The organism is Micromonospora sp. DT63 (genome assembly GCF_049841615.1).
In the GTDB taxonomy this organism is placed as follows: domain Bacteria; phylum Actinomycetota; class Actinomycetes; order Mycobacteriales; family Micromonosporaceae; genus Micromonospora.
Genome location: NZ_JBNCKQ010000006.1, coordinates 488707 through 506945, shown reverse-complemented (window position 1 = coordinate 506945; position 18239 = coordinate 488707). Strand labels below are relative to the sequence as shown.

Below are 18239 nucleotides of genomic sequence, written 5' to 3'. Positions count from 1 at the left end.
GGGTCTGATCAACGACGGGGCGCACTCACAGATGTCGGTAGACGTCCTTCAGTTCGAGACCACTGGCGAGCATCAGCACCTGGACCTGGTAGAGCAGCTGGGAGATCTCCTCGGCGGTGCGCTGCGGCCCCTCGTGCTCGGCGGCCATCCACGACTCGGCCGCCTCCTCGACAACCTTCTTGCCGATGAAGTGCACGCCCTTGTTCAGCGCGGCGACGGTGCCCGAGCCCGGGGTGCCGGCGGCGGCCTTGGCCTGCAGCTCGGCGAACAACTCCTCGAACGTCTTCACGGGAGGCGATTCTTCCAGCCGCCGGGCCGGCGCTCCGAGTCCGGGTCCACCGCGACCCAGCAGGCGGACAATTCCCTACCATCATGGTGGGAAAATCTTCGATCGACGCCCATGGACCTCTACGCTGTCCGCCATGGCCAGCCGCTCACACCTTGTCGCGCTCACCCTCGCCGGCGCCGTCGTCGCCACCGCCGGATGCGCGCCACAGGACGAGGAACCGACACCCACCGTCACCGCCTCGGCGTCCTGCACGAAGGACAGCCTGCCCACCCGTACGCCGGGCAAGCTCACCATCGCCACCGACCAGCCGGCCTACGAGCCGTGGTTCCGCCAGGACAAGCCGGACAGCGGCGAGGGCTTCGAGGCCGCCGTCGCGTACGCGGTGGCCGACAAGCTGGGCTACGCCCGGGGCGACGTCACCTGGACCCGGGTCAAGTTCGACACCGCGATCGCGCCCGGCCCCAAGAACTTCGACTTCGACATCAACCAGTTCTCCGTCACCGAGGAGCGCAAGCAGGCGGTGGACTTCTCCGCCCCGTACTACCTGGTGCGGCAGACCGTCATCGCGCTGAAATCCTCCAAGATCGCCGGCAAGACGACGCTCGCCGACCTGCGCGGCGCCCGGCTCGGCGCCCAGGTCGGCACGACCAGCTACCAGGCGATCACCGACGTCATCAAGCCGACCGCGAAGCCGCAGGTCTACAACAGCAACGACGACGCCAAAAAGGCTCTGCAGAACGGTCAGATCGACGGGCTCGTGGTGGACCTGCCGACCGCCTTCTACATCACCGGCGCGGAGGTCACCGACGCGACGATCGTCGGTCAGGTGCCGCAGGTGGGCGTACCGGAGGCGTTCGGGCTGCTGCTGGACAAGAACTCGCCGCTGACCCGCTGCGTCAGCGGCGCCGTCGGTCAGCTCAGCGAGGCCGGCACGCTCACCGAGCTGGAGCAGAAGTGGCTCGCGCAGGTGGCGGGGGCGGCCGAGCTGAAGTGACGCCGCGGGAGCACACCCCGTCGGCGGCGCAGCTGCGCCGGTCGGCGTACCGGCGTCGGCAGAGCCTGCGCAGCGTGCTGATCGCCGCCTTCTCCACGGCGGCGCTCGGCACGTTGCTCGTCGTCGCCGTGACCGGCGCTCCGGGCTGGGACCGGGTCCGGCAGTCGTTCCTGGACCCGGAGATCGGCGCCGACGCGCTGCCGGCAGTGCTGGACGGGCTCTGGCTCAACGTCCGGCTGCTGGTCTGCTGCGCGGCCGGCGCGCTGCTGCTCGGGCTGGTGATCGCCGTGCTGCGGACCCTGCGCGGCCCGGTCTTCTTCCCGGTGCGGGCGCTGGCAGCCGGCTACACGTACACCTTCCGTGGTCTGCCGCTGATCATCGTGCTCTACCTGCTCACCCTCGGCGTGCCCGGGCTGCGGTTGCGGGGCATGCCGTCGGTGCTGGTGCTCGGCGGGCTCGCGCTGGTGCTCACCTACGGCGGCTACCTGGCCGAGGTGTTCCGGGCCGGCATCGAGTCGGTGCACCCCAGCCAGCTCGCCGCGGCCCGCTCGCTGGGCCTGACCTACCGGCAGACGATGCGGCACGTCGTCCTGCCGCAGGCCGTGCGCCGGGTGGCCCCGCCGCTGCTCAACGACGTGGTGGCCCTGCAGAAGGACGTCGGGCTGGTCTCGCTCGCCGGCCCGATCGACGCGGTCCGCGCCGCGCAGATCGCCACCGCCCAGTCGTTCAACTACACGCCGTACGTCGTGGCCGGGGTGCTGTTCGTGCTGCTCGCGATCCCGCTGATCGCCGTCACCGACTGGGTGACGCTGCGCTCGGCCCGTCGCCAGTCGGGAGGCTGACCATGGCGCTGCTGCGCTGCCGGGGTCTGCGCAAGGAGTTCGCCGGGCACGTGGTGCTGGACCGGCTCGACCTGACAGTCGACGAGCACCGGGTGGTGGCCCTGATCGGGGCGTCCGGGTCGGGCAAGTCCACCCTGCTGCGGTGCGTGAACCTCCTGGAGGAGGTGGACGACGGCACCATCGAGCTGGACGGGGAGGACATCTCCGACCCTCGGGTGGACGCCGACCGGGTCCGCCGGCGGATCGGCATGGTGTTCCAGGCGTACAACCTGTTTCCGCACCTGAGCGTGCTGGACAACATCACCCTCGCCCCCCGGCGGGTGCACGGGCGGGCCCGCGCCGAGGCCGAGGCCCAGGCCCGCGACCTGCTCGACCGGGTGGGGCTGGGCGCGAAGGCGCACGCCTACCCGGACGCGCTCTCCGGCGGGCAGCAGCAGCGGGTGGCGATCGTCCGGGCGCTGGCGAACGCGCCCCGCCTGATGCTGCTCGACGAGGTCACCTCGGCCCTGGACCCGGAACTCGTCGGCGAGGTGCTGACGATGATCCGGGACCTGAAGGCCGACGGGATGACCATGGTGCTGGCCACCCACGAGATGGGTTTCGCCCGGGAGGTCGCAGACGAGGTGTGCTTCCTCGACGCGGGGCGCGTCGTCGAGAGCGGCCCACCGGAGCAGGTGCTCGGCGAGCCGACGCAGGCCCGGACCCGTCAGTTCCTGCGCCGCATCATCGAGGCCGGCCGCCTGTGAGGTTCGCCGGCACCGGAGCCGGCGGCGTCAGCCGCCGAAGCCGACCCGCTGGGCGTTGCCGGCGGCCACGGTCCGGACGGCCAGGGCCGCGTCGAGCGCCGCCACTGTCGCCGCCCAGCCCTTGTCCTCCGCCGATCCGGGCAGCCCGGCCCGGTCCCGGGCCTGCTCGATGGTCTCCACGGTGAGCACGCCGTGCGCCACCGGCTTGCCCTCGTCCAGGGCCACCCGGGTCAACCCGTCGGTGACCGACCGGCACACGTAGTCGAAGTGGGCGGTGGCGCCCCGCACGACCACGCCGAGCGCGACCACCACGTCGCAGCGGCGGGCGAGGGCCTGGGCGACGACCGGCAGCTCGACGGAGCCGGCGACGCGCGCCACCACCGACCGCGCCCCGCACGCCTCGGCGGCGGCGACCGCACGCTCCAGCATGTGGTCGGTCAGGTCGCCGTGCCAGCGTGCGGCCACCACCCCGACGGTCAGCCCCGCGGCGTCGACCGCCTCGACTCCCGGCTCGCCGAAACCCGCCATCGTCATGCTCCGATCTCGTCGTCGGCGACCGGACGCCCCAGCGGCGCCTCGGACACCTCGTCCAACTCGTCCAGCAGGTGACCCATCCGGTCCCGCTTGGTGCGCAGGTAGCGCAGGTTCTCCGGGTGCGCGCCGGCCGGCAGGCTCTCGCGGCCGGTGACGGTGAGCCCGTAGCCCTCCAGCCCGGCCCGCTTGGCCGGGTTGTTGGTCAGCAGCCGCATCGAGCGCACGCCCAGGTCGTACAGGATCTGCGCGCCGGTGCCGTAGTCGCGGGCGTCGGCCGGCAGACCCAGGTCGAGGTTGGCGTCCACGGTGTCGCGTCCCTGGTCCTGCAACTGGTACGCCTGCAGCTTGTGCAGCAGGCCGATGCCGCGTCCCTCGTGCCCGCGCACGTAGAGCACCACGCCCCGGCCCTCGCGGGCGACCCGGGCGAGCGCGGCGTCCAGCTGCGGCCCGCAGTCGCAGCGCAGCGAGCCGAACACGTCCCCGGTCAGGCACTCGGAGTGGACCCGGACCAGCACGTCCTGACCGTCGCCGAGGTCACCGAGCACCATCGCGACGTGCTCGGCCGGGTCGTGCTCGGCGCGGTAGCCGAGCGCCCGGAACACCCCGTGCCGCGTCGGCATCCGGGCGTCGGCGACCAGCTCGACCTGCTTCTCGGTACGCCGCCGGTAGGCGATCAGGTCGGCGATGGTGATCAGCGTGAGGCCGTGCTCGGCGGCGAACTTCTCCAGGTCCGGCAATCGCATCATGGTGCCGTCGTCGTTGACCAGCTCACAGAGCACGCCCGCCGGGCGCAGACCTGCGAGCCGGGTCAGGTCGATCGCCGCCTCGGTGTGCCCGGGTCGGCGCAGCACCCCGCCCTCGCGGGCGCGCAGCGGCACCACGTGCCCGGGCCGGGCCAGGTCGGTCGGGTCGGTCGCCGCGCCGGCGAGCAGCCGGCTGGTGTGCGCGCGGTCGGCCGCCGAGATGCCGGTGCTGATCCCCTCGCGGGCGTCCACCGTCACCGTGTACGCGGTGCCGCGCCGATCCTGGTTGGTGTGGTGCATCGGCGGCAGGTCGAGCCGGTCGGCCTCGCTCTCGGTCACCGCCACGCACACGTACCCGGAGGTGTGGCGCACCATGAACGCCATCAGCTCCGGCGTGGCCCGCTCGGCCGCGAAGATGAGGTCGCCCTCGTTCTCCCGGTCGGCGTCGTCGACCACGACCACCGGCCGCCCGGCGGCGATCTCGGCGATCGCCTCGTCGATATCGGCGAAGCTGCTCATGCGACGGCCTCCGTGTAGGTGGGCGGGAGTGCGGCGGCCGGCCGGGTGGCACGCGAGGTGCGCCACCAGGCGGCGAAGCCCCAGGCGCAGAAGGCGCCGTAGACCAGGTACATGGCCGCCGACGGGTAGAACCCGCCGCGCAGCAGCAGCGGCACACCGACCGCGTCCACCGCGATCCAGACCAGCCAGAACTCGACCCAGCCGCGGGCCATGCCGTAGGTGGCCAGCAGGCTGCCGGTGAGGATCCAGGCGTCCGGCAGCGGGCCCCACGAGCCCAGCGCCTTGAGCACCGGGTACGCGACTGCGGTGCCGACGACGGCGGCCAGCAGCAGCACGAGCCGCTCCCGCCCGGTGGCCCAGCGCGGCAGCACCGCGGCGTGGTCGGCGTCCAGGCGGCTGTTGCGGCGCCACCGCCACCAGCCGTAGACGCTGACTGCGAAGAAGAACACCTGCCGGCCGGCCTGCCCGTACAGGTCGTGGGCCTGCGGGGTGGCGAACACCCCGCCGAGGAAGACGGTGAACAGCAGCGCGTTGCCGATCATGCCGACCGGCCACGCCCAGACCAGCCGGCGCAGCCCGAGCAGCGCGGAGACCAGCCCGAACACGTTGCCGACGATCTCCCGGGCCAGCACCGGCGAGCCGGCCACCTGCACCTGGGCGTCGAGCAGCCAGCCGAGGGGGCCCATCAGGCCACCCCGGGTGTGCTCGGGGTCGCCCCGGAGGCGTCGGTGAGCCGGGCGCCGAGCAGCCGCTCGACGTACTTGGCCACCACGTCGACCTCCAGGTTGACCGGGTCGCCGACGCCCTTCGCGCCGAGCGTGGTCAGCTTCAGGGTGGTCGGGATCAGCCCGACGGCGAACTCGTCCGCGCCGACCTCGGCCACGGTCAGCGACACACCGTCGATGGTGATCGAGCCCTTCTCCACCACGTACCGGGCCAGGGCGGCGGGCAGGCGGAACCGCACCGTCTCCCACTGCTCGGCCGGTTCCCGCGAGATCAGTTCGCCGACACCGTCGACGTGGCCCTGCACGAGGTGCCCGCCGAGGCGGCTGCCCAGTGCCGCTGCCCGCTCCAGGTTGACCGGGTCGCCGGGCCGCAGCGCGCCCAGCGCCGAGCGGCGCAGGGTCTCGCCCATCACGTCGGCGGTGAAGATGCCGTCGGCCGCGTCCACCACCGTCAGGCAGACGCCGTTGACGGCGATGGAGTCACCGTGGCGGGCGTCCGAGGTGACCAACGGGCCGCGCACGGCGACAAGCGCCGAATCGTCAGCCGTGGCGGTGACCCGGACGATCTCCCCCAACTCCTCGACAATGCCGGTGAACATGTCAGCCCTCCCTTTTGCGGGGCAAAGCGGTGATCCGGAGATCCGGACCGACCTGCGTAACGTCGACGAACTCCAGATCGATGGCCTCAGCGATGGTCGTCACTCCTGCGTCGACCAGGGCGGTGGGGCCGGCGCCGAGCAGCCGGGGCGCGACGTACCCGACGATCTTGTCGACCAGGCCGGCGGCCAGGAACGCGCCGGCCAGCCGGGGGCCGCCCTCCAGCAGCACCGCGCGAACCCCGCGCTGATGCAGCGCCGCGAGCAGCGCCGACAGGTCGACCCGGCCGTCCGGGCCCGCACCCACCTCGGCCGCGGTCGCGACCCACGTCCGCGCGGCGCCGTCGCGGACCCGGGCGTCGGCCGGGGTACGCCCCGAGCTGTCCACCACCACCCGCAGCGGCTGCCGGATGGCCAGGCTGCCGTCACGCAGGTTGCGGGCGGTCAACCGGGGGTCGTCGGCGAGCACGGTGCCCACCCCGGCGACGACCGCGTCGACGGTGCCGCGCAACGCGTGCACGTCCATCCGGGCCGCCTCGGAGGTGATCCACATGCTGGTGCCGTCCGCGGCGGCGGACCGGCCGTCGACCGTGGCGGCGTACTTCCAGATGACGTACGGCCAGCCCCGGCGCATCGAGGTCAACCACGCGACGTTGCCGGCCTCGGCCTCGTCGCCACGTACCCCCAGATCCACCTGGACCCCGGCGGCGCGCAACGTGGCGGCGCCACCGGAGGCCACCGGGTTCGGATCGGGTACGGCGATGACGACACGGGACACCCCGGCCTGGACGAGCGCGGTGCTGCAGGGGCCGGTGCGGCCGGTGTGGTCGCAGGGTTCCAGAGTGACGACCGCGGTGCCGCCCTCGGCGCGCGGGCCGGCCTGGGCCAGCGCGACGATCTCGGCGTGCGGCCCACCGGCGTAGGCGTGGAAACCCTCCCCCACGACCTCGCCGTCGGCGTCGAGCAGCACGCACCCGACCACCGGGTTGGGGCTGGTGGTGCCCAGCCCGCGAGCCGCCAGCTCGATCGCACGCCGCATCGCCTCATCGACGGAGACGCTGGCCATCGCCCTTTCCCTGCCCTCTCACTCGCCGGTCCGCGCGCGGGCGGTCAGGGAGGCGGCATGGGCCGCGGGCAGGCGGCGGCGGAGTCCGGGTACGGCACAGCCGACCCGGATGGGCGGCACGGCACGCTGAAGCCAGCGGCCGGCTCGGACCCGTCCGTCCCGCGCGCTGTCTCCCATCCGGACTGTCTGGGCGCGGACGAACCGCCCCCAACCGTCGGCCCCGGATTTTCACCAGGTCCACCGGGCGGCAGAGCCGTCCGGGTCGCGGGCTGACCACGGTTGGACCGTGGATCACCGCCGGTTCGGAATTTCACCGAGTCCCGCCAGCGCGTGGTGGGTACTTCGCAGTCTTACACGCCGAACGCGGTGTGTCCTTATCCAGGCGAGCTACTTCACAGCGGGATCACGCGTCAGGTGACGCCGCGCCGCCGGTCCACCGCCACGTACGACCCGGGTTGGCTCTTGGCGACCGTCTTCATCTCCGAGGCCACCGCGATGGCCTCCAGGGGGTCGGTGAACCGCTTGCCGGCGTCGGAGAGGGAGACCCCGATGGACAGCGTGACCAGGGCCGCCCGGCGGATGGTGCCCCGCCGGTCCTTCAGCTCGACGAAGCCCCGCTCCCGGTCGGTCGGGTCGTAGAGCGTGTCGGCGGACTTCTCGAAGTCGACCACCGCCCGGGAGGTCAGCGGGCGGACCTGGTCCGGCGCGCAGACGATCACGAAGTCGTCGCCGCCGACGTGGCCGAGGAAGGCCGGCGGCAGACCCACCGCCACCACCGCCCGGTGCAGGCTGCGGGCCAGCGCCGAGATGAAGTCGTCGCCGCGGACGAAGCCGTACCGGTCGTTGACGCTCTTGAACCGGTCGATGTCGATGTAGCCGACCGCGTAGTCCACCCCGTGCCGGACCCGGTCGCTGATCTCCCGACGGATCCGGCTGTTGCCGGGCAGCCCGGTCAGCGGGGAGACCTCCCGGAACTCCTTGTTGCGGCGCAGCGTCGAGGACACCCGGGCCACCAGCTCGGCGGTGTCGAACGGCTTGACCAGGTAGTCGTCGGCGCCGGCGCTGAGGCCGTGGACCTTGTCCACGGTCATCCCCTTCGCCGTCAACATGATCACCGGCAGGGCGGAGGTCATCGGGTCGGCGCGCAGTCGTCGGGTCAGCTCCAGACCGTCGATGCGGGGCATCATGAGGTCGACCACGGCCAGGTCCGGCCGTTGCCGCTCGATGACCTCCAGGGCCTCCTGGCCGTCACTGGCGTGGATCACCTCGAAGCCGTGCAGCCGCAGGTTGAACTCGACGAACCGGGCGATGTCCTCGTCGTCGTCGACGACGAGGATGATGTCCTTGCGGTCGACCTCGGGTTCCACCTCAGGCCCCGGGCGCCGCGCGCTCCGCGAGAGCCCGCAGGTGCCGGACCGCCTCGGCCGGGTCGGCGGCGCCGTAGACGGCGGTGCCGGCCACGAACGCGTCGGCCCCGGCGGCGGCCGCCTGCTCGATGGTGTCCGCGGCGATCCCGCCGTCCACCTCGATGCGCAGCTCCAGATGGCCGGCGTCGACGTGTCGACGGGCGGCACGGACCTTGTCCAACAGCTGCGGGATGAACCGCTGCCCGCCGAAGCCCGCCTTGATCGTCATGATCAGCAGGGTGTCGAAGCTGGGCAGCAGCTCCAGGTACGGCTCGATCGGGGTGTCCCGGTCGATGGCCAGCCCGGCCTTCGCGCCGGCCGAGCGCAGGTCCTTGGCCAGGGCCACCGGGTCGTCGGCCGCCTCGACGTGGAACGTGACGTTGTACGCCCCGGCGTCGGCGTAGCCCGGGGCCCACCGGCGCGGGTCGGAGATCATCAGGTGCACGTCGAACGGCATCGTGGTTGCGGCTCGCAGGCTCTGCACCACGGGCAGCCCGATGGTCAGATTGGGCACGAAATGGTTGTCCATCACGTCCACGTGCAACCAGTCCGCGGCGTCCTCGACGGCACGGACCTCTTCGGCGAGGCGGGCGAAATCGGCGGCCAGGATGCTCGGCGCGACGATCGGCGGCGGTACGGTCACGGGGCCAGTGTACGAACGCGGCCACCCGCCGCCCGCAGCACGGCACCAACTCCGACACGCTGTGACCCAGCAGTGACCAGTAGTGCAGAATGAGCCGGTCCGGGCCATCGATTCGGACGAACAGACATCAGTGGCTGGCCGATCGACCCAAACGGGACGACACTCCAAGCGGGACGGTGCCGTAGGCTGCACGCCCGCCGGGGTCGCGCCGCGGGGCGCGGTGACCGGTCGCCAGCTCGCGGGAGGGCGGACGATGCGACGGTGGCTTCCAGCGCTGGCGCTGATCGGCATCACGACGATGCTGCTGGCCGGCTGCGGGCCGGCGCGAGGCGCGGACGGTGACCTCACCGACGACTGGCCGGCACTGCGGGTTCCGCGGCCGTTCACCCCCGCCACCGACACCTGCCTGCCCCGGATCACCTCGGTCGTGCAGGCCAGCACGTACGAGACCGTCGACTGCGCCCGCAGCCACCTCGCCGAGGCGATCCACGTCGGCACGTTCACCGGCACGGCCGCGCAGGCCGGCACCCGACCGGGTTCGGGCTCGACAGCGCTGCGCGCCGCCCGCTCCGAGTGCGACCAGCGGGCCCGGGAGGTGCTCGGCGGCGACTGGCACACGGCCCGGCTCACCCTGACGCTCTCGCTGCCCAGCGGCCCGGCCTGGACCGGCGGGGCGCGCTGGTTCCGCTGCGACCTCAGCGAGACCGACAGCATCGACAACACCCGGCCGGTGAACCGCGTCGGCAGCCTGCGCGGCGCGTTGATCGGCGACACCCCGCTGACCCACGGCTGCTTCGACCCGAAGCTGATCGGCGACAACCTCAACTACATGGCCCCGGTGCTCTGCACCGAGCCGCACCGCGCCGAGTTCGTCGGCGTCTACTCCGAACGGGACATGAGCTGGGCCGAGTTCACCCGCTCGGGCGAGCAGGCGCACCGGCGCTGCATGGCGTTGATCGCCACGTACGCGGCCGTGCCGAACAACAGCGACCTGCCGTACCGGGCCGGGTCCATCTACTACCCACCGTCGCAGCGCGAATGGGAGGAGGGTGACCGGGGGGTGCGCTGTTTCCTGTGGAGCGACGACCGCAAACTCACCCGTTCGATGCGCGGCGTCGGCCCCGAGGGACTGCCGGCGATCTGAGTCACGGTGCCGTATGCTGCTGCGCCGTGGCGCTACCGGCCGGCTGGGGGCCGTCCGGAGCTCACCAGCGGCGGGAGGTCGACGATGCGACGGTGGTTGACGGCGATTGCCGGGGGCGCTGCGGTGGCCCTGGCGCTCACCGGCTGTGGCGCACCCGCCGGAGTCGACAGTGACCTCATCGACGACTGGCCGGCGCCCGTGGCGGCGCAGCAGTTCGTCCCCACCGCCGGCGTCTGCCACCACTCCTCCCAGCAGGTCGGCTTCCTGAGCGGCTACAACCCGATGGAGTGCGCCGAGTCGCACCGGGTGGAGACCCTGCACGTCGGCACGCTCACCGGCCCCGGCACCGACCGCGGCACACCTCCGCCGCCCGGCTCGGTGGGCATGCGGGCCGCGCAGGCCGGCTGCGAGACGGAGGTCAACAAGGCCCTCGGCGCCAACTGGCGCTCCGGGCGCCTCGGGCTGGCCGTCGTACTGCCCTCGCCGGCCGCCTGGGCCGGCGGGGCCCGCTGGTACCGCTGTGACGTCACCGAGATCGCCAGCATCGACGACACCGCCGTCGACCTGCGCACCGGCAGCCTGCGGGGCGCCCTGACCGGCGCGTCGCCGCTGGCGTACCGCTGCTTCAACCCCAAGCTGGACAAGGACAAGATCGAGGAGATGGTGGCGGTGTCCTGCACCGCCAAGCACCACGCCGAGTTCGTCGGGATCTGGCAGGCCCCGGACATCAGCTACGCGGAGTTCAACCGCACCACCAAGCGCACCCACCGCGCGTGCCAGTCGGTGACGGCCAAGTACGCCAAGGTGCCCGACAACTCGCAGCTCGACTTCCGCGCCGGAACGATCTACTACCAGCCGTACGAGCAGGAGTGGCGCAACGGCAACCGCGGCGTGCAGTGCTTCCTCTGGATCAGCGACCGGAACCTGACCCGCTCGATGAAGAACGCCGGAGACAAGGGCCTCCCGGTCACCTGACCCCGACCGACACGACCGCACCCGGCCGACTCGGCCGGGTGCGGTGTCGCGTTCAGCCCGTACGCGGGCCGGCGGTCAGCCCTCGCGCAGGACGGGTCAGCCCTCGCGCAGGACGGGTCAGCCCTTGCGCAGGACGGCGAGGAACATCGCGTCGGTGCCGTGGCGGTGCGGCCAGAGCTGCACGGTGGGGCCGTCGCCCAGGCCGGGCATGCCGGCCGGCAGCAACGGTCGGGCGTCGACGAAGTCCACCGACACGCCGCTGCGGCGAGCCGCCTCGGTGACCGTCACGTGCGTCTCCACGGTGTGCGGCGAGCAGGTGACGTACGCGACCAGCCCACCCGGTCGGACCGCCCGCAGCGCCGCGCCCAGCAACTCCCGTTGGAGCCGGGTCAGCGGCGGCAGGTCGGACGGCTGGCGGCGCCAGCGCGACTCGGGCCGGCGACGCAGCGAGCCCAACCCGGTGCACGGGGCGTCCACCAGGACCCGGTCGAAGTGGCCCTCCGGCAGCTTCGGGTCGGCGCCGACCTCACGACCGTCGGTGGCCACCACTGTCACCGGCAGACCCCGGGTCGCCTGGGACACCAGCCGGGCCCGGTGCTCGGCCACCTCCACGGCGGTCAGGCGGGCGCCGCGCTGCGCGGCCAACGCGCCGAGCAGACCGGCCTTGCCACCCGGACCGGCGCACAGGTCCAGCCAGCGCCCGTCCGGGCCGTCCAGCGGCGCGTCGGCGAGCGCGGCGGCCACGAGCTGGGAGCCCTCGTCCTGGACGTGGGCGCGACCGTCGACCACCGCCGGCACGTCGCCCGGCGCACCGCCGGGCAGATAGACGGCGTACGGCGAGAAGGCGCCGGGGGCGCCGCCGACCTGGTCGGCAAGCTCGATCGGGTCGATCAGGCCGGGACGGGCGCACAGGTGCACCGGGGGACGCTCGTTGTCCTCGATCAGGAGCCGGGCGGTCTCGCCCAGGTCGCCGTCGAGCGCCTCGGAGAAGGCCCGCACGATCCACTGCGGGTGGCTGTACGCCAGCGCCAGGTGCCCGACCGGGTCTGTCTCGATCGGCGGGGCGAGCTTGGCCACCCACGCGTCGATGTCGCGGGTGGACACCTCGCGCAGTACCGCGTTGGCGAACCCGGCGGCGCCCGGCGCGACCGAGCGGACCAGGTCCACCGTCGACGACACGGCGGCGTGCGGGGGCACCCGGGTGTGCAGCAGCTGGTACGCCCCGATCCGCAGCGCGTCGCGCGCCGGCGGGTCGATGCGGGCCACGTCCCGCCCGGACGCGTCGCTGAGGATCGCGTCGAGCGTGCCGACGTGGCGCAGGGTGCCGTAGGTCAGCTCGGTGGCGAACGCGGCGTCGCGGCCGTACAGCCCCTCCTCGCGCAGGATGGTGGGCAGCACCAGGTTGGCGAAGGCGTCGTCGCGGTGCACGGCCGCCACCGCCTCGTACGCCACGCGTCGTGGCCGGTCCAGTGGTGGCCGGGTCGGCCGGCGGTCGCCGCCGCGGCCGGCGGACGAACCGCCGCGGAACGGACGCGTCCCCTCCGGGGCCGTCACGCGAGGCCCTCGCCGGCGCTGACGCGGACGCCGCGCGCCCAGTCGGTGGCCGCCATGGCGCGCTTGCCCGCGGCGCGGACCTCACCGAGGCGCACCGGCACGGTGGCCGTGCCGGCCAGCACCCGGGTCTTCTCCACCAGCAGCTCCCCCGGTTTGAGGTCCGGGCCGTCGGGCACCGGTGCGACCGGGCCGAGCTTGACCCGCTCGTCCCGGAAGGTCGTCCACGGGCCCGGGGCGGGCGTGCAGGCGCGGATCCGCCGGTCCACGGCGAAGGCCGGGTCACTCCAGCGCACCCGGGCGTCCTCCACGGTCAGCTTCGGCGCCAGCGACACCCCGTCGGCGGGCTGCGGTTCGGCCCGCGCGGTGCCGTCGGCGATCGCGTCGAGCACCGCCACCAGCAGCCCGGCGCCGGAGTCGGCGAGCCGCTCCAGCAGGTCGCCGGAGGTGTCGCCGGGGCGGATCTCGTCGGTGAGGGTGCCGAAGACGGGGCCGGTGTCCAGGCCCTGCTCCAGTTGGAAGACGCTGGCGCCGGTCAGCTCGTCGCCGTGCAGCACCGCGTGCTGCACGGGCGCGGCGCCCCGCCAGGCGGGCAGCAGCGAGAAGTGCAGGTTGATCCAGCCGTACCGGGGGATCTCCAGGGCCGCCGGCGGCACCAGCGCGCCGTAGGCGACCACCGGCACGCAGTCCGGGGACAGCTCGCGCAGCCGGTCGAGGAACTCCGGGTCGCGGGGGCGGGCCGGCGTGAGCACCTCGATGCCGTGCTCGTCGGCCCACGCGCCGACCGGGGAGCGGGACAGGCCACGGCCCCGCCCGGCGGGCGCGTCGGGCCGGGTGACCACGGCGACCAGCTCGTGCCGGGAGGCGGCGACGGCGGCCAGGGCGGGTACGGCCACCGCCGGCGTACCGGCGAAGATCACACGCATCCCGGTCACCGACCCAGACCGAACGGGCTGCCGCCGGCGTGCGGGTTGACCTTGACCACCGGCGGCGCGGCGGCGTCGTACCACTCGGCCTGGCGGATGGCCTTCATGGCCTCCTTGCGACCGGCGGCGTCGAGACGGTCGAGGAAGAGCACACCGTCGAGGTGGTCGGTCTCGTGCTGCACGCAGCGGGCCATCAGCCCGGTGCCGACGATCTGCAGCGGGTCGCCGTAGCCGTTGAAGCCCTTGGCGATGACGTTCTGCCGGCGCTTGGTGTCGAAGTAGAGCCCGGGGATGGACAGGCAGCCCTCGGGGCCGTCCTGCTCCTCCTCGTCGGGGAACTCCAGCACCGGGTTGACCAGGTGCCCGAGCACGTCGTCGACGTCGAAGGCGAACACCCGCAGGCTGACACCGAGCTGCGGCGCGGCCAGGCCGGCGCCGTTCTGCCCCCGCATCGTGTCGGTGAGGTCGGCGATGAGCCTTCGCAGCTCAACGTCGAAGTCGACCACCGGATCGGCCGGCGTGCGCAGCACCGGATCCCCAAAAAGACGGATGGGCTGGACGGTCACGCGGGACGGCTCCTTCGGCAGGTGGGCGAGCGGTGCCGTACCAGTCTACGGAGTGCCTCCGAGTGACCCGGCCGGCGTACCTCGATCGGCCACCGCCGGTGTGCCCAGCGTCACCGGCAGGCTCTCGTAGCCGCGCAGGGTCAGGCGGGTCCGGTGCCGGGGCGGCCCCGCCAGGGCCAGCTCGGGCAGGCGGCGCAGCAGCATCGGGAACGCCAGCTGCGCCTCCTGCCGGGCCAGACCGGCGCCGAGGCAGTAGTGCGGGCCGGCGCCGAAGGACAGCGGATGCGCCTGCTCGCGGGTCGGATCGAAGCGCCCCGGCTCGGGGAACCGGCGCGGGTCGCGGTTGGCCGCGCCGAGCAGCAGCAGCGCCGTGCTGCCGGCCGGCAGGTCGAGCCCGCCGCAGCGCACCGGCGCGGTGCTCGTCCGGGTGGTCAGCTGCACCGGGGAGTCGTAGCGCAGCAGCTCCTCGACGTACGCCGGGGCGAGCCCGGGGTCGGCGCGCAGCGCGTCGGCGGCCCCGGGGTGGCGCAGCAGCACGACCAGGCCGTTGCCGAGCAGGTTGGTGGTGGTCTCGAAGCCGGCGACCAGCAGCACGACCAGGTTGGCCAGCAGTTCGTCGCCGGTGAGCCGGGCGCCGTCGGCGTCGTGCACCTGGACCAGCGCGGTGGTCAGGTCGTCGGCCGGTGCCCGGCGTCGGGCGACGATCAGCTCGACGAAGTAGTCGCGCAGCTCGGCGGCGCCCGCGTCGGCGACGGCCAGCTCCTCGGTGGTGATCTCCGGCTCCAGCACCCCGGTCAGGTCGCCGGCCCAGCGGCGGAACAGCGGCCGGTCGGCCGCCGGTACGCCGAGCAGCGCGCAGATCACCCCGACCGGCAGCGGGTACGCGAAGTCGGCCAGCAGGTCGACCGGCTCGCCGTCCGAGGCGCGGGCAATCATCGCGTCGAGCAGTTCCTCGGCCTGGGCGCGCACCACGTCGCGCATCCCGGCGATCCGGCGCGGGCTGAACGCGCCGGCGGCGAGTCGGCGCATCCGGCTGTGATCGGGCGGGTTGGTCCGCAGCATGGACCGGGCGATCGACGTGATCGCCGGGCTCTGCCGCCAGTTCGGCCAGACCTGGTCCCGCAGCGCGTCGTCGAGCACCCCGAGCCGGGGGTCGCGCAGCAGCTCGTCGACCTCCGGGTAGCCGGTCACCACGTACATGCCGGGCAACGCCTGCACCACCGGGCCGTGCGAGCGCAGCCGCTCGTACGTCGGGTACGGATCGACGCGTCCCTGCGGCGACATGAGCAGTGTGAGCGCCTCGGCAGCATCCATGACTGGCCTCCCCCGTCGATGCGTCGGAGGCTCCATCATCCCGGTGCCGCCGGCAGCCGGCATCCCCCCGCCCGGCACGCGCGTCAGCCCGGGGTGGCCGCCGCCCGGCTCAGCAGGGCGCGGACCCGCTCGCCGTCGGGGTGACCGAGGTCGTCGAGGATGCCCAGGGCACGCCGCCAGGTACGCGCCGCGCCGGCCGGGTCCCCCGCCGCGTGCCGGCTCTCGCCCAGCCGGGAGAGGGTGTCCGCCTCGTCGTAGCGGTCGCTGATCCGCCGGTACAGCCGCAGCGCCCGCCCGTAGCAGCGGATCGCCTCCCGGTGGTCGCCCAGGCGCGCGTGGATGAAGCCGAGGCTGTCCCAGGTGTTCGCCTCACCGTGCCGGTCGCCGGTCCGGCGCAGCAGCGCCAACGCCTGCTCGCAGTGGGTGAGCGCCGGGCGGTACTGGCCGAGCTGGGCGTGCGCCCAACCCACCGCGTTGCGGGCGCTGGCCTCCCCGGCCAGATGGCCGGCGTCCCGGTACAGCGCGAGAGCCCGCCGCACGTGGTCCAGCGCCTCGGCGTACCGGCCGAGGCCGTCGAGCATCGCGCCGAACGCCCGGTGGGTACGCGCCTGCCCGGTGTGGTCACCCAGCGCCCCGAAGAGCGCCAGGGCCTGCCGGTAGTTGCTCGCCGCCTCGTCGACCCGGCCCAGCCGGGACAGCACCCGGGCGAGGTCGCGGTGGGCGTTGGCCTGCCCGAGTCGGTCCCCCGCCTGCCGCGCCCCGGCCAGGGCGGTCCGTTGGGCGACGGCCAGGTCCGGCCACCGTCCCCGGCGTTGCAGGAAGTCCACAAGCGTCCACGCGAGCTGCCAGGCGTGGCCGTCGAACCCGGCGCGTTTCGCGTGCCCGACGGCCGCCAGCAGCACCGGGTACTCGACGGTGAACCAGGCGAGCGCCTCAGCGTGGTCGGTGATCTCCTCGGGCACCACGCCAGGTGGGGCCGCCGTCAGGGTGACCGGATCGCGACCCGGCTGCAGCAGCAGCGCCGCCGCGTGGGCGGTGTGCAGGTAGTGGTCCAGCCCGCGCCGGATCGCGGCCCGCCGCGCCTCGGCCGGCTCACGCCGCTCGGCCTGCTCGGCGGCGTACGCCCGGAGCAGGTCGTGCGCGCCGAACCGGCCGGGAGCGTGCTCGCTGACGAGATGGGCGTGGGCCAGCTCCGTCAACAGTCGGGGCACCTGTTGCCGGGGCAGCCCCGCCAGGCTGGCCGCTGCGGCGACCCCGATGTCCGGGCCGGGGTGGCAGCCGAACAGCCGGAACAGCCGGGCCGCCGCGGGCGTGAGGCTCCGGCACGACCAGGAGAGGACGGCCTGTACGTCGGTGCCCGCGTCGCCACCGTCGAAGGAGTCCAGCGGACGCGGCGCCCCGCGCAGCTCGGCGGCGAGGGTGGCCAGGGGGAACGCGGGATTCGCCGCACTCCTCGCGGCGAGCACCGCCAGGGCCAGCGGCAGCCGCGCGCACCGCTCGATGATCTCGTCCACGGCCTGCGGCTCGACCGCCAACCGCTCGGCCCCGAGTCGCCGGGCCAGCAGCTGCCAGGCCTCGGCGGCGCTGAGCAGGTCGACGCCGACCGGCCGGGCGCCCTCGGTGGCGACCAGGCCGGCCAGCCGGTTGCGACTGGTGACCAGGACCAGGCAGGTCGGGCTGCCGACCAGCAGCGGCCGGACCTGGTCGGCATCGCGGGCGTTGTCCAGCAGCACCAGCATCCGGCGACCGGCGAGCAGGCTGCGATAGAGACCCACCTGCGCGGGCAGGTGGGTGGGGATCCGTTCGGGCGGCACCTCCAGGGCCTCCAGGAAACCCCGTACCGCCTCGACGGCCGTCACCACCGTTCCGGTGGAGTCGAATCCGCGCAGGTCGACGTAGAGCTGGCCGTCCGGGAACCGGTCGGCGACCCGGTGCGCCCAGTACACCGCAAGCGTCGTCTTGCCCACCCCGGCCGTGCCGGACAGCGTCACCACCGTCGCCGGCGCCCGGCCGCCGTCGCCGGCGCTGTCCGGGTCGGCACAGGCGAGATCGAGCTGCGCGAGCTGGGCGGCACGTCCGACGAATCCGGGCAGCGCCGGGGGCAGTTGGCGGGGCACCGGGAAGCGGGCCGGAGCCGGGGCGGCCCGCGTCCCGCCGCTGCGGCCCCGTACGGCCCCGGCTCCCGCCCGGCCGGTGGCGGCGTGGTCCCGGGTCGCACGTCGACGTCGCTCCTCGATCCGGTCCCGCGCCGTGGCCAGCACCCCCTGCTCGGCGGGGGTCGCGCCGAGCAGCCGGATGAGCGCGTCGAACCGCTCCGGCGGAGGCAGGATGTTGCCGGCGAAGTACTCCCCGATGATCCCGCGCGACCAGCCGGTCTTCGCCGCCAACTGCCGGTACGTCAGCTGCGTCTCCCCCTGCTGCCGGGCTTCGCGGCGGCGCAGCTGGCGCAGCAGGCCGGCCAGCTCCGGCAGGGTCTGCGCCTCGACGCCGCCGCGGGCCACGTCGAACGCCGCGGGCGGCCCCTGCGGTGCTCGACGAACGCCGGACGGTACCCGTTGGTCGGACATGCGGCCCCCACCCCCTACCGGTCACCCGGCCGCCCCGGGTGCCGACACGGGCAGGCTAGTTGCGGTCACGCTCCGCTAGATAGGAGGCGGCCG

At 73.9% G+C, this 18239-nt stretch carries 18 protein-coding genes and 1 riboswitch; of the genes, 5 read left to right on the top strand and 13 right to left on the bottom strand.

What is annotated here, in order from left to right; genetic code table 11:
- Positions 1-25 precede the first annotated feature (25 nt).
- Complete coding sequence (locus tag ACLQ27_RS23780; RefSeq protein ID WP_234589761.1) at positions 26-289, bottom strand: phosphoribosyl-ATP diphosphatase; 264 nt, start codon at positions 287-289, stop codon at positions 26-28.
- A gap of 133 nt (positions 290-422) precedes the next feature.
- Here ACLQ27_RS23780 and ACLQ27_RS23775 point away from each other — a divergent pair, with 133 nt between their 5' ends.
- The 3 genes from ACLQ27_RS23775 to ACLQ27_RS23765 are packed head-to-tail and all read left to right on the top strand — an operon-like array spanning position 423 to position 2871.
- Positions 423-1283 carry an ABC transporter substrate-binding protein gene (locus tag ACLQ27_RS23775; protein WP_357497744.1) on the top strand — a complete coding sequence of 287 codons (861 nt, stop codon included), beginning with the start codon at positions 423-425 and terminating at the stop codon, positions 1281-1283.
- Positions 1280-2125, top strand: coding sequence for an amino acid ABC transporter permease (locus tag ACLQ27_RS23770; RefSeq protein ID WP_234589748.1), 846 nt, complete (start codon positions 1280-1282; stop codon positions 2123-2125). Before ACLQ27_RS23775 ends, ACLQ27_RS23770 begins: the two co-directional genes overlap by 4 nt.
- Before the next feature lie 2 nt (positions 2126-2127).
- Positions 2128-2871, top strand: coding sequence for an amino acid ABC transporter ATP-binding protein (locus ACLQ27_RS23765; protein ID WP_357497742.1), 744 nt, complete (start codon positions 2128-2130; stop codon positions 2869-2871).
- A gap of 27 nt (positions 2872-2898) precedes the next feature.
- Here ACLQ27_RS23765 and ribH read toward each other — a convergent pair whose 3' ends face one another.
- The 7 genes from ribH to rpe all read right to left on the bottom strand — a co-directional run bounded on the left by ribH (position 2899) and on the right by rpe (position 9103).
- On the bottom strand, positions 2899-3399 hold the full coding sequence (ribH, locus tag ACLQ27_RS23760; protein ID WP_234589790.1) for a 6,7-dimethyl-8-ribityllumazine synthase: 501 nt from the start codon (positions 3397-3399) through the stop codon (positions 2899-2901).
- 2 nt (positions 3400-3401) lie between these two features.
- Complete coding sequence (locus ACLQ27_RS23755; protein ID WP_234589746.1) at positions 3402-4667, bottom strand: bifunctional 3,4-dihydroxy-2-butanone-4-phosphate synthase/GTP cyclohydrolase II; 1266 nt, start codon at positions 4665-4667, stop codon at positions 3402-3404.
- A complete protein-coding gene (pnuC, locus tag ACLQ27_RS23750) occupies positions 4664-5353 on the bottom strand; it encodes a nicotinamide riboside transporter PnuC (protein WP_234589744.1) in 690 nt (229 codons plus the stop codon). Before pnuC ends, ACLQ27_RS23755 begins: the two co-directional genes overlap by 4 nt.
- Complete coding sequence (locus ACLQ27_RS23745) at positions 5353-5991, bottom strand: riboflavin synthase (RefSeq protein ID WP_425868665.1); 639 nt, start codon at positions 5989-5991, stop codon at positions 5353-5355. Before ACLQ27_RS23745 ends, pnuC begins: the two co-directional genes overlap by 1 nt.
- 1 nt (position 5992) lies before the next feature.
- Complete coding sequence (gene ribD, locus ACLQ27_RS23740) at positions 5993-7054, bottom strand: bifunctional diaminohydroxyphosphoribosylaminopyrimidine deaminase/5-amino-6-(5-phosphoribosylamino)uracil reductase RibD (RefSeq protein WP_234589740.1); 1062 nt, start codon at positions 7052-7054, stop codon at positions 5993-5995.
- A 161-nt stretch (positions 7055-7215) separates the two neighbouring features.
- Positions 7216-7386: riboswitch (FMN riboswitch) on the bottom strand.
- Between the two features lie 78 nt (positions 7387-7464).
- Positions 7465-8421: a GGDEF domain-containing response regulator gene (locus ACLQ27_RS23735; RefSeq protein ID WP_357497735.1), complete on the bottom strand. Its 957-nt coding sequence runs from the start codon at positions 8419-8421 to the stop codon at positions 7465-7467.
- 1 nt (position 8422) lies between these two features.
- Complete coding sequence (gene rpe / locus ACLQ27_RS23730) at positions 8423-9103, bottom strand: ribulose-phosphate 3-epimerase (RefSeq protein WP_357497733.1); 681 nt, start codon at positions 9101-9103, stop codon at positions 8423-8425.
- A gap of 253 nt (positions 9104-9356) precedes the next feature.
- Here rpe and ACLQ27_RS23725 point away from each other — a divergent pair, with 253 nt between their 5' ends.
- On the top strand, positions 9357-10247 hold the full coding sequence (locus ACLQ27_RS23725) for a septum formation family protein (RefSeq protein WP_357497731.1): 891 nt from the start codon (positions 9357-9359) through the stop codon (positions 10245-10247).
- An 84-nt stretch (positions 10248-10331) separates the two neighbouring features.
- Entirely contained in the window at positions 10332-11222 is an 891-nt protein-coding gene (locus ACLQ27_RS23720) for a septum formation family protein (RefSeq protein ID WP_234589718.1), read from the top strand.
- A gap of 117 nt (positions 11223-11339) precedes the next feature.
- Here ACLQ27_RS23720 and ACLQ27_RS23715 read toward each other — a convergent pair whose 3' ends face one another.
- The 5 genes from ACLQ27_RS23715 to ACLQ27_RS23695 all read right to left on the bottom strand — a co-directional run bounded on the left by ACLQ27_RS23715 (position 11340) and on the right by ACLQ27_RS23695 (position 18146).
- Positions 11340-12818: an RsmB/NOP family class I SAM-dependent RNA methyltransferase gene (locus ACLQ27_RS23715; RefSeq protein WP_425868715.1), complete on the bottom strand. Its 1479-nt coding sequence runs from the start codon at positions 12816-12818 to the stop codon at positions 11340-11342.
- Entirely contained in the window at positions 12773-13699 is a 927-nt protein-coding gene (gene fmt / locus ACLQ27_RS23710; protein ID WP_357497727.1) for a methionyl-tRNA formyltransferase, read from the bottom strand. The genes ACLQ27_RS23715 and fmt overlap by 46 nt, the downstream gene beginning before the upstream one ends.
- Before the next feature lie 5 nt (positions 13700-13704).
- Entirely contained in the window at positions 13705-14265 is a 561-nt protein-coding gene (gene def / locus ACLQ27_RS23705; protein WP_266249922.1) for a peptide deformylase, read from the bottom strand.
- A 45-nt stretch (positions 14266-14310) separates the two neighbouring features.
- Positions 14311-15579: a cytochrome P450 gene (locus ACLQ27_RS23700; protein ID WP_357575897.1), complete on the bottom strand. Its 1269-nt coding sequence runs from the start codon at positions 15577-15579 to the stop codon at positions 14311-14313.
- An 83-nt stretch (positions 15580-15662) separates the two neighbouring features.
- Positions 15663-18146 carry an ATP-binding protein gene (locus tag ACLQ27_RS23695; RefSeq protein WP_425868661.1) on the bottom strand — a complete coding sequence of 828 codons (2484 nt, stop codon included), beginning with the start codon at positions 18144-18146 and terminating at the stop codon, positions 15663-15665.
- Positions 18147-18239 lie beyond the last annotated feature (93 nt).

Bases quoted from the DNA above. Each gene is read 5' to 3' on its own strand.
- ribD (WP_234589740.1), bottom strand. From the start codon at position 7,054: ATGGCCAGCGTCTCCGTCGATGAGGCGATGCGGCGTGCGATCGAGCTG.
- ribH (WP_234589790.1), bottom strand. From the start codon at position 3,399: ATGGCGGGTTTCGGCGAGCCGGGAGTCGAGGCGGTCGACGCCGCGGGG.
- pnuC (WP_234589744.1), bottom strand. From the start codon at position 5,353: ATGGGCCCCCTCGGCTGGCTGCTCGACGCCCAGGTGCAGGTGGCCGGC.
- ACLQ27_RS23720 (WP_234589718.1), top strand. From the start codon at position 10,332: ATGCGACGGTGGTTGACGGCGATTGCCGGGGGCGCTGCGGTGGCCCTG.
- ACLQ27_RS23700 (WP_357575897.1), bottom strand. From the start codon at position 15,579: ATGGATGCTGCCGAGGCGCTCACACTGCTCATGTCGCCGCAGGGACGC.
- ACLQ27_RS23755 (WP_234589746.1), bottom strand. From the start codon at position 4,667: ATGAGCAGCTTCGCCGATATCGACGAGGCGATCGCCGAGATCGCCGCC.
- ACLQ27_RS23745 (WP_425868665.1), bottom strand. From the start codon at position 5,991: ATGTTCACCGGCATTGTCGAGGAGTTGGGGGAGATCGTCCGGGTCACC.
- fmt (WP_357497727.1), bottom strand. From the start codon at position 13,699: ATGCGTGTGATCTTCGCCGGTACGCCGGCGGTGGCCGTACCCGCCCTG.
- ACLQ27_RS23725 (WP_357497731.1), top strand. From the start codon at position 9,357: ATGCGACGGTGGCTTCCAGCGCTGGCGCTGATCGGCATCACGACGATG.
- ACLQ27_RS23765 (WP_357497742.1), top strand. From the start codon at position 2,128: ATGGCGCTGCTGCGCTGCCGGGGTCTGCGCAAGGAGTTCGCCGGGCAC.
- ACLQ27_RS23775 (WP_357497744.1), top strand. From the start codon at position 423: ATGGCCAGCCGCTCACACCTTGTCGCGCTCACCCTCGCCGGCGCCGTC.
- ACLQ27_RS23695 (WP_425868661.1), bottom strand. From the start codon at position 18,146: ATGTCCGACCAACGGGTACCGTCCGGCGTTCGTCGAGCACCGCAGGGG.